The organism is Xanthomonas sp. WHRI 1810A, from assembly GCF_040202885.1.
GTDB lineage: Bacteria > Pseudomonadota > Gammaproteobacteria > Pseudomonadales > Pseudomonadaceae > Aquipseudomonas.
This window is the reverse complement of record NZ_JBEGED010000012.1, coordinates 1-17,273: the sequence shown is the minus strand read 5'-3', so window position 1 is coordinate 17,273 and position 17,273 is coordinate 1. Positions and strand designations below refer to the sequence as shown.

The window sequence follows — 17,273 nt, the reverse complement described above, 5'->3', positions numbered from 1 at the left end:
GTGAAGGGAAACGGTGTAACCGTTGTAGGCATTTGCGTTGCTCTGAATCAATTTTCAATGCTCAATAGCCCTTAACGCTTGAGGCAGAGCGGGTTTCGCCAATAAGCCCGTTAAATGCTGTGTGCACAGCTTTGCCACCTTTGTGTAGAGGGTGGGTTAACCCTGCCCACGTTTCAGGCCGCGTTGCCGTTGTTCCAATTTCCATGCCGGACACAGCGCTTATACTGACGGCCCAGGCGTGCAGCGTACTCATCGGTACTGGAACTGTAATGCCCAGGCCCTGCGATCTGTCACTCAGGTCTCAGGTTGAAAGTTAAACGCGCCTGGCTTACATGAGTTCACGGTTCAGTCAGATAACTGTATTGACCGATCTCGCGTCATACAATTTTGTAATAAGCCTATAACGGCTGGCAGGTTAATTACGGCTTTGCTTTTGGCGGCTTAGCGTCTTGGTCGCAGCCAAATAGATGGCACTATGTCACCGCTATAGACGAACGTTTCAACAGGGAGTTAACACATGGAAAACGCACCTTGCATAAGCCACATTGCCGCGTTGCTGGCTGACCCCAAGCGCAGCGCAATGATGTGGGCGATGATGGACGGGACTTCTCGTGCGGCCGATGAATTGGCGCTGCTGGTCGGACTTTCAACATCCTCGGCGGGTGCGCATCTGGCGCGACTGGCCTCAGGCGGTTTGCTCAAGCAGGAGGCACGAGGTCGAAAGCGCTTTTTCAGACTCGCCGCGCCGCAAGTGGGGGCGGCGGTTGAAGCGCTGGCCAGCGCGTCCATGGTCAGCGCCGAAGTGGTGAATCGCAGCGCTGCCCAGCCGCTGCCTTCGCTACCCCTGCGTCGCGCACGCATTTGCTCCGACCATCTGGGCGGTGAGCTGGCCACGGATTTGTATCAACGCATGCTGGGGGCGGGGTGGATCGAGCAGTCGGAGCAGCGGCTAGAGGTCACCAGCGTGGGGATTTCGAAATTCGCCGAACGCGGCATTTTCGTGCCGGCGCTGGCGCACAGCCAGCGTGAAACCATTTGCGCCTGCCCCGATTGCAATGAGCAGAGCCCTCACCTGGGCGGCGCGCTGGGCGCAGGTCTCCTGCAACTGTTCATGCAATTGGGCTGGTTGCGTCCGACCGAGGAGGCCACCACGTTGCAGATGTCTTCGGACGGTCAGCGAGAGATCAACAAGATCGCCTCGGCGGCTTGATCCCGCAAAAACGCCGAGGCAGGGGCCGCACGTGGGCTGCCCCTTTTTTATGCGCCGAACCAAGCCTTGCCAGCCAGCCCTCCAGAGCATCCCGACGCCGGGATCTCTACGATCAGGGCTTGATCAGCCTCGCGTCCAGGCTGTTCTGCGCCAGGCGTTTCGCCTGGTCCTGAGTCATGCCCAAATGGGTATACAGCGCGTGGAAGTTCTCGGTCACATACCCCCCGAAGTACGCCGGGTCATCGGAATTGACCGTGACCTTCACGCCACGCTCGAGCATGTCGAGAATGTTGTGCTGTGCCATGTCGTCGAACACGCAGAGCTTGGTGTTGGATAACGGGCAGACGGTCAGCGGGATCTGCTCATCGATGATGCGCTGCATCAGGCGCTCATCTTCGATGGCACGAACGCCGTGGTCGATGCGCTCGATTTTCAGTAGATCCAGCGCTTCCCAGATGTATTCGGGCGGGCCTTCTTCGCCGGCGTGGGCAACGGTCAGGAAACCTTCGTGACGGGCACGATCGAACACGCGCTTGAATTTGCTCGGTGGGTGGCCCATTTCCGAGCTGTCCAGACCGACCGCGACAAAGGCATCACGGAACGGCAGCGCCAGGTCGAGGGTCTTTTCGGCTTCTTCCTGGCTCAGGTGGCGCAGGAAGCTCAAGATAAGGCCGCTGCTGATACCGAGCTTTTGCTGACCGTCTTTCAACGCACCGGCAATGCCGTTCAGCACGACTTCAAAGGGGATGCCGCGATCGGTGTGGGTCTGTGGGTCGAAGAAGGGTTCGGTGTGGATAACGTTCTGCGCCTTGCAGCGCTCAAGGTAAGCCCAGGTCAGGTCGTAGAAATCCTGCTCGGTGCGCAGCACGTCCGCGCCCCGGTAATAGAGGTCGAGAAACTCCTGCAGGTTGTTGAACGCATAAGCGCCGCGCAGGGCTTCTACATCATTCCAGGGCAAGGCGATCTTGTTGCGTTCGGCCAGGGCGAACAGCAATTCAGGTTCCAGCGAACCCTCCAGATGCAAGTGCAATTCTGCCTTGGGCAGGGCATTCAACCAGTCGTACATGTGCTTTTCTCATCAGGTGCAATGGCCGGCATTCTACAGAGTCACGGGGGCGGGCTGGGCAAAACCTGACCAGACGGTTCATTTGGTGGCTGGTGTCGAACTGTAGGAGCGCGCTTGCCCGCGATCGGGGTGATCCAGAAACATTGATGTCGTCTGACTCACCGCAATCGCGGGCAAGCGCGCTCCTACAGTCCTGATGCGCGGTTGTTACTTCGGCAAATCCGCCTTGATCCCTTCAACGTAATAATTCATCGACGCCAATTCGGCGTGGGTCGCGACGGCGCCGGCCGGGATTTTCACCGCGCCGCTCTGGTCCTTGATCGGGCCGGTGAACGGTTCCAGTGCGCCGCTTTCGATGTTCGCGATAATCTGCTCGGCTTCGGTTTTCACCTCGGCGGGCACCACATCACTGATCGGCAATTGCACGGTGCCTTCCTTCAGGCCGCCCCAGTAATCCTGGGATTTCCAGTTGCCATCCAGCACGGCCTGGGTCGCTTGAATGTAATGCGGCCCCCAGTTATTGACGATGGAGGTCAGTACGGCTTTGGGACCGAAATGTGCCATGTCCGAGGCATAACCCACGGCGTAGACGCCACGCCGCTCCGCTGCCTGGATCGGGGCCGGGCTGTCGGTGTGCTGGAAGATCACATCCACGCCTTGGTCGATCAGGGCGTTGGCGGCGTCGGCTTCCTTGCCCGGATCGAACCAGGAATTGACCCACACCACTTTGATCTCGGTGCCGGGGTTGTATTTGTTCAGCGCCAACTGGATCGCGTTGATGTCGCGCAGCACTTCAGGGATCGGGAACGAGGCGACATAGCCAATCTTCTTGGTCTTGGTCATCTTCGCCGCCAGGAAGCCGCTCACGTATCGGCCTTCGTAGGTGCGGGCCATGTAGGTGCCCATGTTCTTGTCCTGCTTGTAGCCGGTGGCGTGTTCGAACGTGACTTTCGGGAATTGCTTGGCGACCTTCAGCGTCGGGTTCATGTAACCGAATGAGGTGGTGAAGATCAGGTCGTAACCGCCTTTGGCCATGTTGCGGATGACCCGCTCGGCGTCGGCGCCCTCGGGCACGTTTTCAACGATGCTGGTGGTGACTTTATCGCCCAGCGCCTCGGCCATCGCTTTGCGGCCTTGCTCATGCTGGTAGGTCCAGCCGTGATCGCCAATCGGGCCGATGTAAACAAAACCGACTTTGAGCGGGTCGGCCGCCACCGCCATCAGGCTCGAACTCAGTCCCACGACAGCGGCCATGGCGCAAAGCAGTTTTTTCAGCGGGCGACGCGAGTGAAGGGTGGAAGGCATGCGGGTCGAACTCCTTGGGTCTTGTAGGCCAGGCCGTTGGGGCGGGCCTGCCAATCAATGCAAAAAGCTGACCAATAGGACAAGTTAGCGACGGAGAAGGGGTTGCACAGGCAGACGCGGCAGGTGATGCCGGTCAGTTCGGCTCGGGACGGTGCGCCCCTGCGGCATATCGCCGCGAACTGGTGCAGATCGGCACTCATTGCCTTTTGCCTTGAAACCTTTGGACACAAACCACACTCTCAAGCGCTCGGACCTCGATCAACTCATGGACGCCGCGGCTTTTGTGGCAAAGGTAAAGCAACAATGGGCGCGATTCTCAAGCAAGAAGGTTTTCTCCTGTTGGCCCTCATCGCGACCGTGTTCGCGTATGCCTTCGAACATCAATTCCTCAGCCACGGGCACACCGTCGCGCTGATTTCCGGCATCGTGCTGGTCGGGTTCATCATCTGTGCCTCGATGCGCGTTGCGCACCACGCCGAGATGCTGGCCGAGAAGGTCGGTGATCCTTACGGCACGATGATCCTCACGCTGTCAGCGGTGCTGGTTGAAGTCGTGATCCTGGCGATCATGATGAACAACGAGCCATCGCCGACGCTGGTGCGTGACACGATCTATTCAGCGGTGATGCTCGACATCAACGGCATCCTCGGGCTTGCCGCGCTGATGGGCGGCATCAAGCATGGGGAACAGTCCTACAACGATGACTCGGCGCGCACCTACAGCGTGATGATCCTGACCGCCATGGGCGTGTCGATGGTGGTGCCGGAATTCATTCCCGAAGGCGACTGGAAAATCTATTCAGCGTTCACCATCGGTGCGATGGTCGTGTTGTATACGCTGTTCCTGCGCATGCAGGTCGGGCCGCACAGCTACTTCTTCAGCTACAGCTACCCGGACAAAAAACGCCGCAAGGACCAGCCGGCGCAGGAAGCCAAGCCAGTCAACCTGGCACTGTCCATCGGCATTCTAGTGTTCGGCGTGGTCGTGATTGGCGCGCTGGCCGAGGTGATGTCCAAAACCGTCGATCTGGGCCTCGAAGGAAGCGGCGCGCCGCCGGTGATGACGGCGATTCTGGTAGCAGCGATTTCAGCGGCGCCCGAGATCCTGACAGCGTTGCGCGCGGCGCTGGCCAACCGCATGCAGTCGGTGGTCAACATCGCCCTGGGTGCTTCGCTGTCGACCGTGATTCTCACCGTTCCGGTGATGGAAGCGATGGCGTTGTATTCCGGCCAACCGTTTCAAATGGCGATGACCCCGGTGCAGACGGTGATGATCTTCATCACCTTGCTGGTCAGCGCGATCAATCTGAACGACGGCGAAACCAACGCGATCGAGGGCATGACCCACTTCGTGCTGTTTGCGACGTTCATCATGTTGTCGTGTCTGGGGCTGTGACCCAGCCCCTGTAGGAGCGAACTTGTTCGCGAGGCAGCCTGACTGGCACTCTGCTGGACACTGCTTCGCCAACAAGTTGGCTCCTACAGATTTGATTCATCCGTTGACCAACTCCCTCGCCGCCTGCCGATGATCGGCAATCAGTCCCTGCACATCCAGCCCCTCGACCTGCCCATCGATCACCCGCCACTGACCGCGGATCATCACTCGGTCCGCCCGGTCCGCACCGCACAGCAGCAACGCCGACAGCGGGTCATGGCTGCCTGAAAAGCGCAGTTCATCAAGCTTGAACAGCGCCAGATCCGCCTGTTTGCCCACCGCCAGTTCGCCAATGTCGCTACGGCCCAGCAGTTGCGCCGAGCCCTGGGTGGCCCAGCCAAGGACAAGCTCGGGGGTGATCTTTTCGGCGCCATAGCGCAGCCGTTGCAGATACAGCGCCTGTTTGGCTTCCAGCATCATATTCGACGCATCGTTCGACGCCGAGCCGTCGACGCCCAGGCCCACCGGCGCCCCGGCTGCGATCAGGTCCAGCGTCGGGCAAATCCCGGAGGCCAGGCGCATGTTGGAGCTGGGGCAGTGACAGACGCCGGTCCCCGCCTGACCGAGGCGGACAATTTCATCCGGGTTGAAATGGATGCCGTGGGCCAGCCAGGTGCGCGGTCCAAGCCAACCGACGCTGTCCAGATAATCCACCGTGCGAAGGCCGAAGCGCTGGAGGCAGAACTGTTCTTCGTCCAGGGTTTCCGCCAGGTGCGTATGCAGGCGCACGTCGAGTTGCTCAGCCAGCGCGGCGCTCTCTTTCATGATCTGAGGCGTCACTGAAAACGGCGAGCAGGGTGCCAGCGCAATCTGGATCTGCGCGCCGTCACCGCGCTCGTGGTACGTGCGAATCAGGCGCTGGCTGTCTTCCAGAATCACCTCACCCTGTTGCACCGTTTGCTGTGGCGGCAGACCCCCATCGTCCTCGCCCAGACTCATCGAACCCCGGGTCAGCATGGCGCGCATGCCAAGCTCGCGCACGCTTTGCACTTGCACGTCGATGGCGTTTTCCAGGCCTTGGGGGAACAGATAGTGATGATCGGCCGCGGTGGTGCAGCCCGACATCAGCAATTCGGTCAGCGCGACCTTGCTGGCGAGCGCGAGCTTTTCCGGTGTCAGACGAGCCCATACCGGGTAAAGCGTCTTGAGCCACGGGAACAAGGGCTGGTTCACCACCGGTGCCCAGGCCCTGGTCAGGGTTTGATAAAAGTGATGGTGCGTGTTGATCAGCCCCGGCAGCAGGACATGCTCGCGGGCGTCGAATACCTGATCGCAGCGTTGTGAGGGTTGCTCGCCGGCCGCAAGCAGCTCGGTGATAACGCCGCCCTCGATGACGATTCCGCCTCGGGCGTTTAGGTCGTTGGCGGTAAAGACGGCAAGCGGGGTTTTCAACCAGATACGGATCGCAGGCATTGGCCGGCTCCTCTGAAAAGTGGGTTCAGGTTCGCCAGCTCAGTGTTGCCCTGTCTGCTGATCCAGGGTCGCTCGGCTTCGGGTGAAGTCGGGCGAGGGTGCTCAAATTAACTGTAGGAGCGAATTTATTCGCGATGGCGTCGTATCCGATACGTCGTCGGTGACGGATATACCGTCGTCCCGGGCAAGTGCGCTCCTACAGGATCGCTGTGTGTTACCAGGCAATTGTCTCGCCACGGTAGTTGATGAAGTGGTGCCCGCCTTTTCCGGCGTAGGCACCCAATTGTTCCACCAGACCGCTGGTACTGGTCTGCACGTCAATGTCCGCGCCTTCGCCGCCCATGGCTGTTTTGACCCAGCCGGGGTGCATCGACAGCACGGTGATGTTGCTGTCACCCAGCTGCGTGAAGAAGGTATGGGTCATAGAATTGAGGGCCGCTTTGCTGGCTTTATACAGTGCCATCTGCGGGCCATCAGGACAGGCGACGCTGCCCAGCACCGAACTCATGAACGCGATGGTGCCGGTGTCCGGGCGGATCTGCCCGACGAAACGCTCGGCCAGGCGGATCGGCGCCACGGCATTGGTCAGAAACAGTTGGCCCAGCTCCGCTGCGGTGGATTTGGCCGCACTCTGGTGGGCAGGGCCCATGACCCCTGCGTTGACGAACAGCAGGTCGAACGCCTGGTCTTTCAGATTCAGGTTCAGGACTTCGAGCGACGATTGCTCGTCGATGTCCAGCGTCTCGATGCGCACGCCGGGGATCTTCTTCAGGTCGTCGGCTTTGTGTTGATCGCGGACAGTGGCAATGACATTCCAGCCCTGTTCGGTCAGGCGTTGCACCAACCCAAGTCCCAGGCCTCGGGACGCGCCAATGATCAGGGCAGTTTTGTTGGCAGGCATGAAGGGTGACTCCTGTGCAGAAAACGAAATGCAGCTTCTGGACTGTGGACCGCTGGCGCCAGCAGAAATTTAGTCTGCCCGCGAAACGGTCGTCGCCATGAAGAAGCTGGGGGAGGGAGCTTGCTCGCGATGGCGTCAATACAGGCGACGCAATGTACCGAATCCGACGCCCCTTCGCGAGCAAGCCCCCTCCCACCTCACGGCAATAGCGCTGCAATCAATGCCCCGACTGCCAAGGCTGCCCCAATGACACCGGGGCGAACAAGCGGGTGCGCAGGGCGTTACGTGACAGCATCACCAGCACCACAATCGTCGCGACATACGGCAGCATCGCCAGCAGGTTGGACGGGATCGCCAAACCGATGCCCTGCGCCACCAGATACAAAATGCTCGCGAAGCCAAACAGGTACGCCCCCAGCAGCAACCGCCCGACCCGCCAACTGGCGAACACCACCAATGCCAACGCAATCCAGCCACGCCCGGCACTCATGTTCTCGGCCCACATCGGTGTGTAGGCCAGCGACAGGTACGCCCCCGCCAGCCCTGCCATCGCGCCGCCGAACAGCACCGACAGCGTTCGCACGCGCAGCACCGGCAACCCCATGGCGCTGGCTGCATCAGGGTTTTCGCCTACGGCCTGAATGATCAAACCGGCACGCGTTTTCAGAAGTGTCCACGCCACCAGGGCGAACAAGGCGAAGGACAGGTACACGAGAATGTCCTGGGCAAACAGCATCCGCCCGATCAACGGGATATCGCTCAGGTAAGGAATCGTCAGCGGCTCGAAGCCTTGCAGCGGCTTGCCGACCCAGGCCGCGCCGATGAAGCTCGATAACCCGACACCGAAGATGGTCAGCGCCAGACCGGTGGCCACCTGATTGGCGTTGAACACCAGCGCCACCAGGGCAAACAGTGACGACAACAGCATCCCTGCCAGCATCGCTAGCACAACCCCCAGCCACAAATTGCCGGTGCTCAGCGCAACGATGAAGCCGATCACTGCGCCGAACAGCATCATCCCTTCCTGACCGAGGTTGAGCACACCGCTCTTCTCGCACACCAACTCACCCAGCGCGACCAACAGCAACGGCGTCCCGCAGCGCACCGTGGCGAAGAAAATATTGCTCAGCAGATCAATGTCCATCACGCGGCTCCTGCGATTGGGGTCGGTTGGCGACGGGCCCAGCGCGCATTGAGGCGTGGGCGATAAAGGATCAGCACATCGCAGGCCAGCAGGAAGAACAGCATCATTCCCTGAAACAACTGCGTGATGGCCTGGGGGAGGTTGAGTGTCATTTGTGCGCTTTCACCCCCCAGATACAGCAGTGCCATCAACAGGCTGGAGAACAAGATGCCGATGGGGTTGAGGCGACCGAGGAACGCGACGGTGATCGCCGCATAGCCGTAACCGGGCGACACCTGTGGCACCAATTGACCAAGAGGCCCGGTCACTTCGCATACGCCGGCCAGTCCCGCCAGTGCGCCACTGATCAGCAACGCCAGCCAGACCAGCCGCTTCTCGCGAAACCCGACGAAGCCCGCCGCGCGTTTGTCGAGACCGAGCACCTTGATCTGAAAACCGATGAAACTGCGTTGCAGCAAGACCCAGACGGCGACCAACGCCAGCAGCGCGAAATACACGCCGGCATGGGCGCGGCCGTCCTCCATCAACAACGGCAAACGGCTTGCATCGCCGAACATGGCCGACTCGGGGAAGTTCATGCCGGCAGGATCCTTCAGCGGGCCGTGTACGAAATACAGCAGCAGGTTCAACGCGATGTAATTGAGCATGATGCTGGTGAGGATTTCGTTGGCATTGAAGTGGGTGCGCAGCCACGCCGTAACTCCCGCCCAGGCCGCGCCCGCGAAAACGCCTGCCAGCAGAATCAGGACGAGTGCCCAGCGACTGTCCATGTCGATGATATTCACGGCGACGGCACTGCCCGCCAGTGCGCCCATCAGCAGTTGCCCTTCGGCGCCGATGTTCCAGATACGCGCCTGATACACCACGGCAAGCCCCAGCGCACACAGCAGAATCGGCAGGGTTTTGACCAGCAACTCGGACACGCCGTACAGGTCGCTGACCGGGGCGATCAACAGCGTGTGCAGCGTCAATATCGGGTCCAGGCCCAGCAGCAAAAACAGCAGCGAGCCGCAGATCAGCGTCAGCCCGGCGGCCAGCACAGGGGAAAACCACAACATGGGGCGCGATTGTTGCCCGCGCGGTTCCAGGGAAAGCAGCATCGGAATCTCCGTCAGTGGTGCAGCGACGCGTCAGGTTGAAAGGGGTGGGCACCGGCGCCCGTAAATTGGCCGGCCATCCAGCCGCCAACTTGCGCCGGCGTGACGCAAGCCGTGGGTGCCAACGGCGAAAGCTCGCCGCTGCACAGCGCGCCCAGGCGGTCACTGATCTGGAACAGTTCGTCGAGGTCCTCGGAAATCACCAGAATCGCTGCGCCCGCATCGCGCAAGGCGATGAGGGCCCGATGGATCGCCGCCGCCGCGCCCACATCCACGCCCCAAGTGGGGTGCGCCGCGACCAACAGTTTCGGCGCCTGCAAAATTTCGCGGCCCAGAATGAATTTCTGCAGATTGCCGCCCGACAGGCTGCGCGCCGCAGTCTGGGCGTCGGGCGTCTTTACTGCGAAGCGCTGGATGATGGTCTCGGCCAGCGCCTGCACTTTGCTGCGCTGGATCAGGCCTTTGCTGACCAGCCCTTGCTGAAAGGCGGTCAGCAGGGCGTTATCAGCCAGGCTCATGTCAGGCACGGCGCCATGACCGAGCCGTTCAGCGGGGACGAACGCCAGGCCATGTGTGCGCCGCGCATCCGGGCGCAGGTGGCCGACATTCAGATCACCGAAACGAATGCGCGCTGCGTCGGCTTTACTAAGCGGTTGCTCGCCGCTCAGCAAGGCCAGCAGTTCATCCTGGCCATTGCCCGCAACACCGGCGATGCCGACGATCTCGCCGCTGCGTACGTTTAGATTGATGTTGTTCAGTGAGCTGCCAAAGGGATCGGGGTTGCGCCAGGCCACGCCCTCCACTTGCAGAAACGGGGTGCCGCCCTCGGCTTTCGGGTAATGCGCCACCAGGCCTTCGGCGTCGCCCACCATCAGCTGTGCTATTTCCAGGTCGCTGCACTGCGCGGGGACGCAATGCCCGGAGACTTTGCCCGCCCGCAACACCGTGGCGGTGTGACACAGCGCGCGCACCTCGCCCAGTTTGTGGCTGATGAACAGAATGCTGCAGCCTTCCGCCGCGAGCCGCCTCAAGGTGACGAACAGATCGTCTGCTTCCTGGGGTGTCAAAACCGAGGTCGGTTCGTCGAGGATCAGCAGGCGGATGTCTTGCATCAGGCAACGGATGATCTCGACTTTCTGCCGTTCGCCAATGGACAGGCTGTGCACCAGACGCTGCGGTTCCACGGCCATGCCGTAGCGTTGGGAAACTTCCCGGATTTTCGGCTCCAGCTGCCTGGGCGTGCCCGCCGATGCGCCCAGCGCCAGGGCGATATTCTGGGCGACAGTCAGGGTTTCGAAGAGCGAAAAATGCTGGAACACCATGCCGATGCCCAACGCGCGCGCCTGGGCCGGGTTGCGCATGGTCAGCGGCTCGCCCTGCCAGACAATCTGACCCGCATCGGGCTGGACGACCCCGTAGATGATCTTCATCAGCGTGCTTTTGCCTGCACCGTTCTCGCCCAGCAGCGCATGAATTTCGCCGGGTTCAATGCTCAGGTTGATGGCATCGTTGGCCAGACAACCGGGGTAGCGCTTGGTGATCTGGCGCAGATACAGGCGCGCGGTGCGGGTCGGATTGGACATGACTGTCTCGCAGTGAAAGAAGATCGCGTGATCAGTTAGCAATTTCCTGGCCAGTCGGTCAGGTTTATGTCGCTTTAACCCTTGCAACCGGTCTGTAGGCGCGCGTTCATGCGCGAAGCGTCGTTTTATCCAACTATCCCTCGGCGGCTGTTGGTGCCCCCTTCGCGCATGAATTCGCTCCTACAGAGGGAATACGTTTTGGGGAAGCACCAGTTCGGGGCAGAGTTTGGGTGTGATCAACCATCAGCTGTACAAAAAATAGCCAGCACGAGCCGCACGAGATATCCCAAGCCCCCCGGGGAGGCTTGCACGGCTTATCCACAGGTTGGTCCACAGTTAATGTGCGCAAGCCAATTGAATGGGCATAACCACAGAACCGTTAGGACGATGCGGCGATAAGGCGGGTTAACCGACTGTTTTTTCGAAGATTTAAGCGACCTGCGTGCGATGTGCTCGAAAAGTGATCAGGTGCCGCCAGCGCACGTGAATCAAGGGCCGCAGCGGTATGTGCTCAGCTTGTCCACAGGCGGATGCACAGTAGATGTGGGCAAGTCTGGTGTTCAGTCACTGGGAGAGTGATGCAAGACGATCCTGCCGCGACTGATGTCCGCCAGTTGTCTTTGCAGCGTGTCGATGTGGTCAGGGCCGACGGCTATGGACAGTTCTACGCCATTGGCCGTGAAGGACTCTTCCTGAATCAGGCCGTTGATGTCGGCCAGTCTGATCTTCACCAGCGCCAATTCGCTGAAGCTGCAGTCCAGATGCAGCGTGACCCGATTGATCAGCGGCAAGCGATCGGCCTGTTGCAGGCATTTGTTGGCACCGCCGCCGTAGGCACGCGCCAACCCACCGGTCCCCAGTTGAATGCCGCCGTACCAGCGGATGACCAGCACCACCACTTGGTCGAAATCCTGAGCCTCAATGGCGGCCAGGATCGGTCGACCGGCTGTGCCACCCGGCTCGCCGTCGTCGGTGCTGCGGTATTGATCGCCCAGTTTCCAGGCCCAGCAATTGTGGGTAGCACTGAGGTCGCTGTTTTGCTCGATGAAGGCTTGGGCCTCCGCCGCCGTGGCAATCGGCGCGGCGAGAGTGACAAAGCGGCTCTTGCGAATGTCTTCACGCCATTCACAGGGGCCGACGAGGGTAAAAGGCATCAGGAAATTCCGGCTGGCGGCACAGGTTTGGCGCACTCACATCGCAGGAGGTGTGAGGCCGCACCCTTTGAGGATGATACGGATAAGATTGTCGCCTGCCGCTTGAATGTCTTGCTTGGTCAAGCGTGTGCGGCCGGTGACCTGGCAAATCTGAGTCGCGAAGTCGGCGTAATGCTGGGTGCTGCCCCATAGCAGAAAGATCAGGTGCACCGGATCTACCGGGTCCATCTTTCCGGCGTCGATCCAGGCCTGGAACACGCTGGCTCGGCCCTCAAACCAGGTGCGGTAATCCTGACTGAAATACTGATTCAGGCATTCCCCGCCGCTGATGATCTCCATCGCGAAAATACGCGACGCTTGCGGTTGCCGACGGGAAAACTCCATCTTGGCGCGGATGTATTGAGTCAGCGCGGTGGCAGGATCGTCCTCGACCTTCAGGTGATTGAAGGTGCTGTCCCACAACTCGAGGATATTGCTGAGCACCGCGATATACAGACCCAGCTTGTTGGTGAAGTAATAATGCAGGTTCGCCTTCGGCAGCCCGGCGTTCTGCGCGATGGTGTTCATGCTGGTGCCTTTGAAGCCGTGACGTGCGAATTCGTCTTCCGCCGCTTTCATGATCGCTTCTTCATTTTTCTGACGAATGCGGCTCGCAGGCTTCGTGGCGCCGGGATTATGTGCAGGGACTTCGAGGGTCATGTGCGATTCCAGGATCATGGGATACGACGGTGTGAACAGATAACGCACCCGCGACGATCCGACAAGCGTTGGCGAGGGAAATCAACGTTTGACGGTTTCTGTGATGGGCTTTTACCGGGAGGGCTTATTGATATTGTGGCTGGTATGCAGCGGTGGGTGATCGGCCTTAGCGCGTCGCAGCCAGCGTCTCCAGAAAACTCTCCAGCACCAGGTGAGGACGACGGCCTTTGCGGGTGACTGTCACCAGGCTCAAGTCGTGAAACCGGTCCTTGGGTCTGAGCACGCGCAGTCGGCCCTGCTGAACCCAGGTGGCAGCGTAGTGATCGGGCAAATAGCCGATGTAGCGTCCGGTCAGGATGAGGAAGGCCATCCCTTCACGATCCGAGGCGCTGGCGGTGCAGTTCAGCGCCTGGTAATGGGCCTGAATTTCAGCCGGCAAGCGAAAGGTCGGCGCAATGGCCTCCTGTTCGGCCAGGCGCTGGTCGTCCAGCCGTGCGTCATCCACGTAAAAAAGCGCATGCCCGACCGCGCAATACAGCAACGACCGCTCGCTGTAGAGCGGCTGATACGTCAGACCTGACAAGGCGCTGGCCTGTGGTACCACGCCGACGTGCAGTCGCCCGTCCAGCACGCCTTGCTCCACTTCATTGGGCGCGATCATGCGGATATTGATGTGCACGTCCGGCCCCCGTTCTTTCAATTGCGAGAGCGCATGGGTAATGCGCATGTGGGGGAGGGTGACCAGATTGTCGGTGAGACCGATGTTCAGTTCGCCCCGCAGGTGCTGGTGCAGGCCGTTGACCTCTGTACGAAAGCTCTCTAATGCACTGAGCAATTGCAACGCTGACTGGTAAACCTCACGGCCTTCTTCCGTCAGGGAAAACCCCGCACGGCCGCGCTGACACAGGCGCAGGCCCAGCCGCTGTTCCAGGTCGCTCATTTGCTGACTGATGGCGGAGCGTCCGATTCCGAGCGCACTTTCAGCCGCCGAGAAGCCTCCGGCTTCAACTACGCTTCGAAAGATCCGCAGCAGGCGGATATCGAAATCACTGACTTGTGCCAACGGATCAGAACGGCGAGTGCTCATAGTTTAGTAGTCACGCAACTGAAGATCGTAAAAGTCGGATTTTCCAGACTTTATGCCCGTGGCAAGTTAGCTGCAACCCGGCCCCTGTTGTTATTGTTTTCGAAGTCAGGCGGCCCACGTCCCTAGTGAGGTTCACTCCGATGAATATGCTCGAATCGTCTGACATGTCGCTGGCCAGCCAGTTGAAGCTTGATGCTCACTGGATGCCCTACACCGCGAACCGCAATTTCCATCGCGACCCACGACTGATCGTTGCGGCATCGGGCAGCTATCTGACAGACGACAAGGGACGGCAAATCTACGACGGCTTGTCTGGGCTGTGGACCTGCGGCGCCGGCCACACCCGCAAGGAAATTCAGGAAGCCGTCTCGCGTCAGTTGGGGACGCTGGACTACTCGCCGGGGTTTCAATTCGGTCATCCGCTGTCGTTTCAGCTGGCTGAGAAAATCACCGATCTCACACCGGGCAACCTGAACCATGTCTTTTTCACTGACTCGGGTTCCGAGTGCGCCGATACCGCCGTCAAGATGGTACGCGCCTACTGGCGCCTGAAGGGTCAGGCCACCAAGACCAAAATGATCGGCCGTGCACGGGGTTATCACGGCGTGAACGTTGCGGGCACCAGCCTGGGTGGCGTCAATGGCAACCGTAAAATGTTTGGTCAGCTGATGGATGTGGATCATTTGCCCCACACGCTGCTGGCCAGCAATGCCTACTCACGTGGCATGCCGGAACAGGGCGGTATCGCCTTGGCGGATGAGATGCTCAAGCTGATTGAGCTGCACGATGCGTCCAACATCGCGGCGGTGATCGTCGAGCCCATGGCGGGCTCTGCCGGGGTGATCGTTCCGCCCCAGGGTTACCTGAAGCGTCTGCGCGAGATTTGCGATCAGCACAATATCTTGCTGATCTTCGACGAAGTCATCACTGGATTTGGCCGTACCGGCTCGATGTTTGGCGCGGACAGTTTCGGCGTGACGCCGGATCTCATGTGCATCGCCAAGCAAGTCACCAATGGCGCGATACCCATGGGTGCAGTGATTGCCAGCAGCGAGATCTACAACACGTTCATGAACCAGGCGACGCCTGAATACGCCGTTGAGTTTCCCCACGGATATACCTATTCGGCGCACCCAGTGGCCTGTGCTGCCGGCCTTGCCGCGCTGGACTTGCTGCAGCGTGAGAATCTGGTGCAGCAAGTGGCGGAAACCTCGCCGCATTTTGAACGCTCATTGCATGGGCTCAAAGGCACCAAGCACATCGTCGATATCCGAAACTACGGTTTGGCGGGCGCCATCCAGATCGCTCCGCGGGACGGCGATGCCATTGTCCGTCCCTTCGAAGCGGGGATGAAACTCTGGAAAGCCGGTTTCTACGTGCGCTTTGGCGGCGACACCTTGCAGTTCGGGCCTACTTTCAACAGCAAGCCACAAGATCTGGACCGCATGTTCGACGCGGTGGGCGAAGCGCTAAGTCAGGTCGACTGATCCCCTTCTTTCACACAACAGACGCGGCGTTGGTCGCGTCTGCCGGCACCCTTTTGGAGTTGATTCATGAGCAGCATCCCGCATTTGATCCATGGTGAATTGGTAAGTGACAACGGTCGTACCGCCGATGTGTTCAATCCGTCTACCGGACAGGTTATTCGCCAGGTCCCGCTCGCCAGCCGAGAAACCATCCAGCAAGCCATCGACTCAGCCAAGGCCGCCTTCCCGGCGTGGCGCAACACGCCTCCCGCCAAGCGTGCGCAGGTGATGTTCCGCTTCAAGCAACTGCTGGAGCAGAACGAATCGCGCATCGCCCAACTGATCAGCGAAGAGCACGGTAAAACCCTGGAAGACGCCGCAGGCGAATTGAAGCGTGGGATTGAGAACGTCGAGTACGCCAGTGCCGCGCCGGAAATTCTGAAGGGCGAATACAGCCGTAACGTAGGGCCCAACATCGATGCGTGGTCGGATTTCCAGCCGTTGGGCGTAGTGGCTGGTATCACGCCGTTCAACTTCCCGGCGATGGTGCCGCTGTGGATGTACCCGCTGGCCATAGCCTGTGGGAACTGCTTCATCCTCAAGCCTTCTGAACGTGACCCTAGCTCGACGCTGCTGATTGCTCAGTTGCTGCTCGAAGCGGGCTTGCCCAAGGGCGTGCTGAACGTGGTGCATGGTGATAAGGCTGCGGTGGATGCATTGATTGAAGCGCCGGAGGTCAAAGCGCTGAGTTTCGTCGGCTCTACCCCGATCGCTGAATACATCTATAAAGAAGCCACCTCACGCGGCAAGCGTGTGCAGGCATTGGGCGGGGCGAAAAATCATGCCGTGCTGATGCCCGACGCTGATCTGGACAATGCGGTCAGTGCGCTGATGGGCGCGGCATACGGGTCTTGCGGAGAGCGCTGCATGGCGATCTCGGTGGCAGTGTGCGTGGGTGATCAGGTCGCCGATGCACTGGTGGCGAAGATGATCCCGCAGATCAAGGCGCTGAAGATCGGGGCGGGCACAACGTGCGGGCTCGATATGGGGCCGCTGGTCACCGGGCAGCATCGCGACAAGGTCAGTGGCTATATAGAAGACGGCGTGGGCGCGGGTGCAACGCTGGTCGTTGATGGTAGAGGGCTTAGCGTTTCTGGCAACGAAGACGGTTTCTTCCTGGGCGGTTGCCTGTTCGATCACGTCACCTCTGAGATGCGCATCTATAAAGAAGAGATTTTTGGCCCGGTGCTGTGCATCGTTCGCGTCAACAGCCTGGAGCAGGCGATGCAGTTGATCAACGATCACGAGTATGGCAACGGCACCTGCATCTTCACGCGTGACGGCGAAGCGGCGCGTCTGTTCTGCGACGAAATTGAAGTCGGGATGGTCGGCGTCAATGTCCCATTGCCAGTTCCCGTGGCTTATCACAGCTTTGGTGGGTGGAAGCGCTCGCTGTTTGGCGACCTGCACGCGTATGGCCCGGATGGGGTGCGGTTCTATACTCGGCGTAAAGCAATCACGCAGCGCTGGCCTCAACGTGCCAGCCATGAGGCTTCGCAGTTTGCGTTTCCCAGCTTATAACATGCAATTGCGGGGTGTTCTGGAAGAGTTCCGAAGAATATGACAACTTTGTGAATTAAAGGGTTGACGGCCCTCAGTATCTGTCTATAATTCGCCCCACTTCCGGCGCAGACGAAACGGAAAACTTCTTGTT

At 60.0% G+C, this 17,273-nt stretch carries 14 protein-coding genes; 4 read left to right on the top strand and 10 right to left on the bottom strand.

Going from position 1 to position 17,273, the window contains the following annotated elements; genetic code table 11:
* The first annotated feature begins 517 nt into the window (after window positions 1–517).
* Window positions 518–1,210 carry an ArsR/SmtB family transcription factor gene (locus tag ABQX22_RS17710; protein WP_349801168.1) on the top strand — a complete coding sequence of 231 codons (693 nt, stop codon included), beginning with the start codon at window positions 518–520 and terminating at the stop codon, window positions 1,208–1,210.
* Between the two features lie 112 nt (window positions 1,211–1,322).
* Here the strand turns inward: ABQX22_RS17710 and ABQX22_RS17705 are convergent, their stop codons facing one another.
* On the bottom strand, window positions 1,323–2,276 hold the full coding sequence (locus ABQX22_RS17705; RefSeq protein WP_349801167.1) for an adenosine deaminase: 954 nt from the start codon (window positions 2,274–2,276) through the stop codon (window positions 1,323–1,325).
* A gap of 207 nt (window positions 2,277–2,483) precedes the next feature.
* Complete coding sequence (locus tag ABQX22_RS17700; protein ID WP_349801166.1) at window positions 2,484–3,581, bottom strand: BMP family ABC transporter substrate-binding protein; 1,098 nt, start codon at window positions 3,579–3,581, stop codon at window positions 2,484–2,486.
* Window positions 3,582–3,884: 303 nt separating this feature from the next.
* On the opposite strand from ABQX22_RS17700, the gene ABQX22_RS17695 reads away from it, so the two are divergent.
* On the top strand, window positions 3,885–4,976 hold the full coding sequence (locus ABQX22_RS17695) for a calcium:proton antiporter (RefSeq protein ID WP_349801165.1): 1,092 nt from the start codon (window positions 3,885–3,887) through the stop codon (window positions 4,974–4,976).
* A 96-nt stretch (window positions 4,977–5,072) separates the two neighbouring features.
* On the opposite strand, the gene ABQX22_RS17690 is transcribed toward ABQX22_RS17695, so the two are convergent.
* From ABQX22_RS17690 to ABQX22_RS17655, 8 genes are all read right to left on the bottom strand, one after another.
* Entirely contained in the window at window positions 5,073–6,428 is a 1,356-nt protein-coding gene (locus tag ABQX22_RS17690) for an 8-oxoguanine deaminase (protein WP_349801164.1), read from the bottom strand.
* Window positions 6,429–6,642: 214 nt separating this feature from the next.
* On the bottom strand, window positions 6,643–7,329 hold the full coding sequence (locus ABQX22_RS17685; protein WP_349801163.1) for an SDR family oxidoreductase: 687 nt from the start codon (window positions 7,327–7,329) through the stop codon (window positions 6,643–6,645).
* Between the two features lie 217 nt (window positions 7,330–7,546).
* A complete protein-coding gene (locus ABQX22_RS17680) occupies window positions 7,547–8,473 on the bottom strand; it encodes an ABC transporter permease (RefSeq protein WP_349801162.1) in 927 nt (308 codons plus the stop codon).
* A complete protein-coding gene (locus ABQX22_RS17675) occupies window positions 8,473–9,573 on the bottom strand; it encodes an ABC transporter permease (protein ID WP_349801161.1) in 1,101 nt (366 codons plus the stop codon). The genes ABQX22_RS17680 and ABQX22_RS17675 overlap by 1 nt, the downstream gene beginning before the upstream one ends.
* Window positions 9,574–9,584: 11 nt before the next feature.
* Window positions 9,585–11,153, bottom strand: coding sequence for an ABC transporter ATP-binding protein (locus tag ABQX22_RS17670; protein WP_349801160.1), 1,569 nt, complete (start codon window positions 11,151–11,153; stop codon window positions 9,585–9,587).
* 560 nt (window positions 11,154–11,713) lie between these two features.
* Complete coding sequence (locus tag ABQX22_RS17665) at window positions 11,714–12,307, bottom strand: IMPACT family protein (RefSeq protein WP_349801159.1); 594 nt, start codon at window positions 12,305–12,307, stop codon at window positions 11,714–11,716.
* 36 nt (window positions 12,308–12,343) lie between these two features.
* A complete protein-coding gene (locus tag ABQX22_RS17660) occupies window positions 12,344–13,006 on the bottom strand; it encodes a TetR/AcrR family transcriptional regulator (protein WP_349801158.1) in 663 nt (220 codons plus the stop codon).
* Between the two features lie 166 nt (window positions 13,007–13,172).
* Window positions 13,173–14,093 carry a LysR family transcriptional regulator gene (locus ABQX22_RS17655; protein WP_349801157.1) on the bottom strand — a complete coding sequence of 307 codons (921 nt, stop codon included), beginning with the start codon at window positions 14,091–14,093 and terminating at the stop codon, window positions 13,173–13,175.
* Between the two features lie 140 nt (window positions 14,094–14,233).
* Here ABQX22_RS17655 and ABQX22_RS17650 point away from each other — a divergent pair, with 140 nt between their 5' ends.
* Both ABQX22_RS17650 and ABQX22_RS17645 read left to right on the top strand, forming a co-directional pair.
* Window positions 14,234–15,580: an aspartate aminotransferase family protein gene (locus tag ABQX22_RS17650; protein ID WP_349801156.1), complete on the top strand. Its 1,347-nt coding sequence runs from the start codon at window positions 14,234–14,236 to the stop codon at window positions 15,578–15,580.
* Between the two features lie 66 nt (window positions 15,581–15,646).
* On the top strand, window positions 15,647–17,140 hold the full coding sequence (locus ABQX22_RS17645; protein WP_349801155.1) for a CoA-acylating methylmalonate-semialdehyde dehydrogenase: 1,494 nt from the start codon (window positions 15,647–15,649) through the stop codon (window positions 17,138–17,140).
* The last annotated feature ends 133 nt before the right edge of the window (window positions 17,141–17,273 follow it).

Coding starts and splice junctions, on each gene's coding strand:
- ABQX22_RS17655 (WP_349801157.1), bottom strand. CDS start 14,093: ATGAGCACTCGCCGTTCTGATCCGTTGGCACAAGTCAGTGATTTCGAT.
- ABQX22_RS17645 (WP_349801155.1), top strand. CDS start 15,647: ATGAGCAGCATCCCGCATTTGATCCATGGTGAATTGGTAAGTGACAAC.
- ABQX22_RS17680 (WP_349801162.1), bottom strand. CDS start 8,473: ATGGACATTGATCTGCTGAGCAATATTTTCTTCGCCACGGTGCGCTGC.
- ABQX22_RS17710 (WP_349801168.1), top strand. CDS start 518: ATGGAAAACGCACCTTGCATAAGCCACATTGCCGCGTTGCTGGCTGAC.
- ABQX22_RS17675 (WP_349801161.1), bottom strand. CDS start 9,573: ATGCTGCTTTCCCTGGAACCGCGCGGGCAACAATCGCGCCCCATGTTG.
- ABQX22_RS17670 (WP_349801160.1), bottom strand. CDS start 11,153: ATGTCCAATCCGACCCGCACCGCGCGCCTGTATCTGCGCCAGATCACC.
- ABQX22_RS17665 (WP_349801159.1), bottom strand. CDS start 12,307: ATGCCTTTTACCCTCGTCGGCCCCTGTGAATGGCGTGAAGACATTCGC.
- ABQX22_RS17685 (WP_349801163.1), bottom strand. CDS start 7,329: ATGCCTGCCAACAAAACTGCCCTGATCATTGGCGCGTCCCGAGGCCTG.
- ABQX22_RS17660 (WP_349801158.1), bottom strand. CDS start 13,006: ATGACCCTCGAAGTCCCTGCACATAATCCCGGCGCCACGAAGCCTGCG.
- ABQX22_RS17690 (WP_349801164.1), bottom strand. CDS start 6,428: ATGCCTGCGATCCGTATCTGGTTGAAAACCCCGCTTGCCGTCTTTACC.
- ABQX22_RS17650 (WP_349801156.1), top strand. CDS start 14,234: ATGAATATGCTCGAATCGTCTGACATGTCGCTGGCCAGCCAGTTGAAG.
- ABQX22_RS17695 (WP_349801165.1), top strand. CDS start 3,885: ATGGGCGCGATTCTCAAGCAAGAAGGTTTTCTCCTGTTGGCCCTCATC.
- ABQX22_RS17700 (WP_349801166.1), bottom strand. CDS start 3,581: ATGCCTTCCACCCTTCACTCGCGTCGCCCGCTGAAAAAACTGCTTTGC.
- ABQX22_RS17705 (WP_349801167.1), bottom strand. CDS start 2,276: ATGTACGACTGGTTGAATGCCCTGCCCAAGGCAGAATTGCACTTGCAT.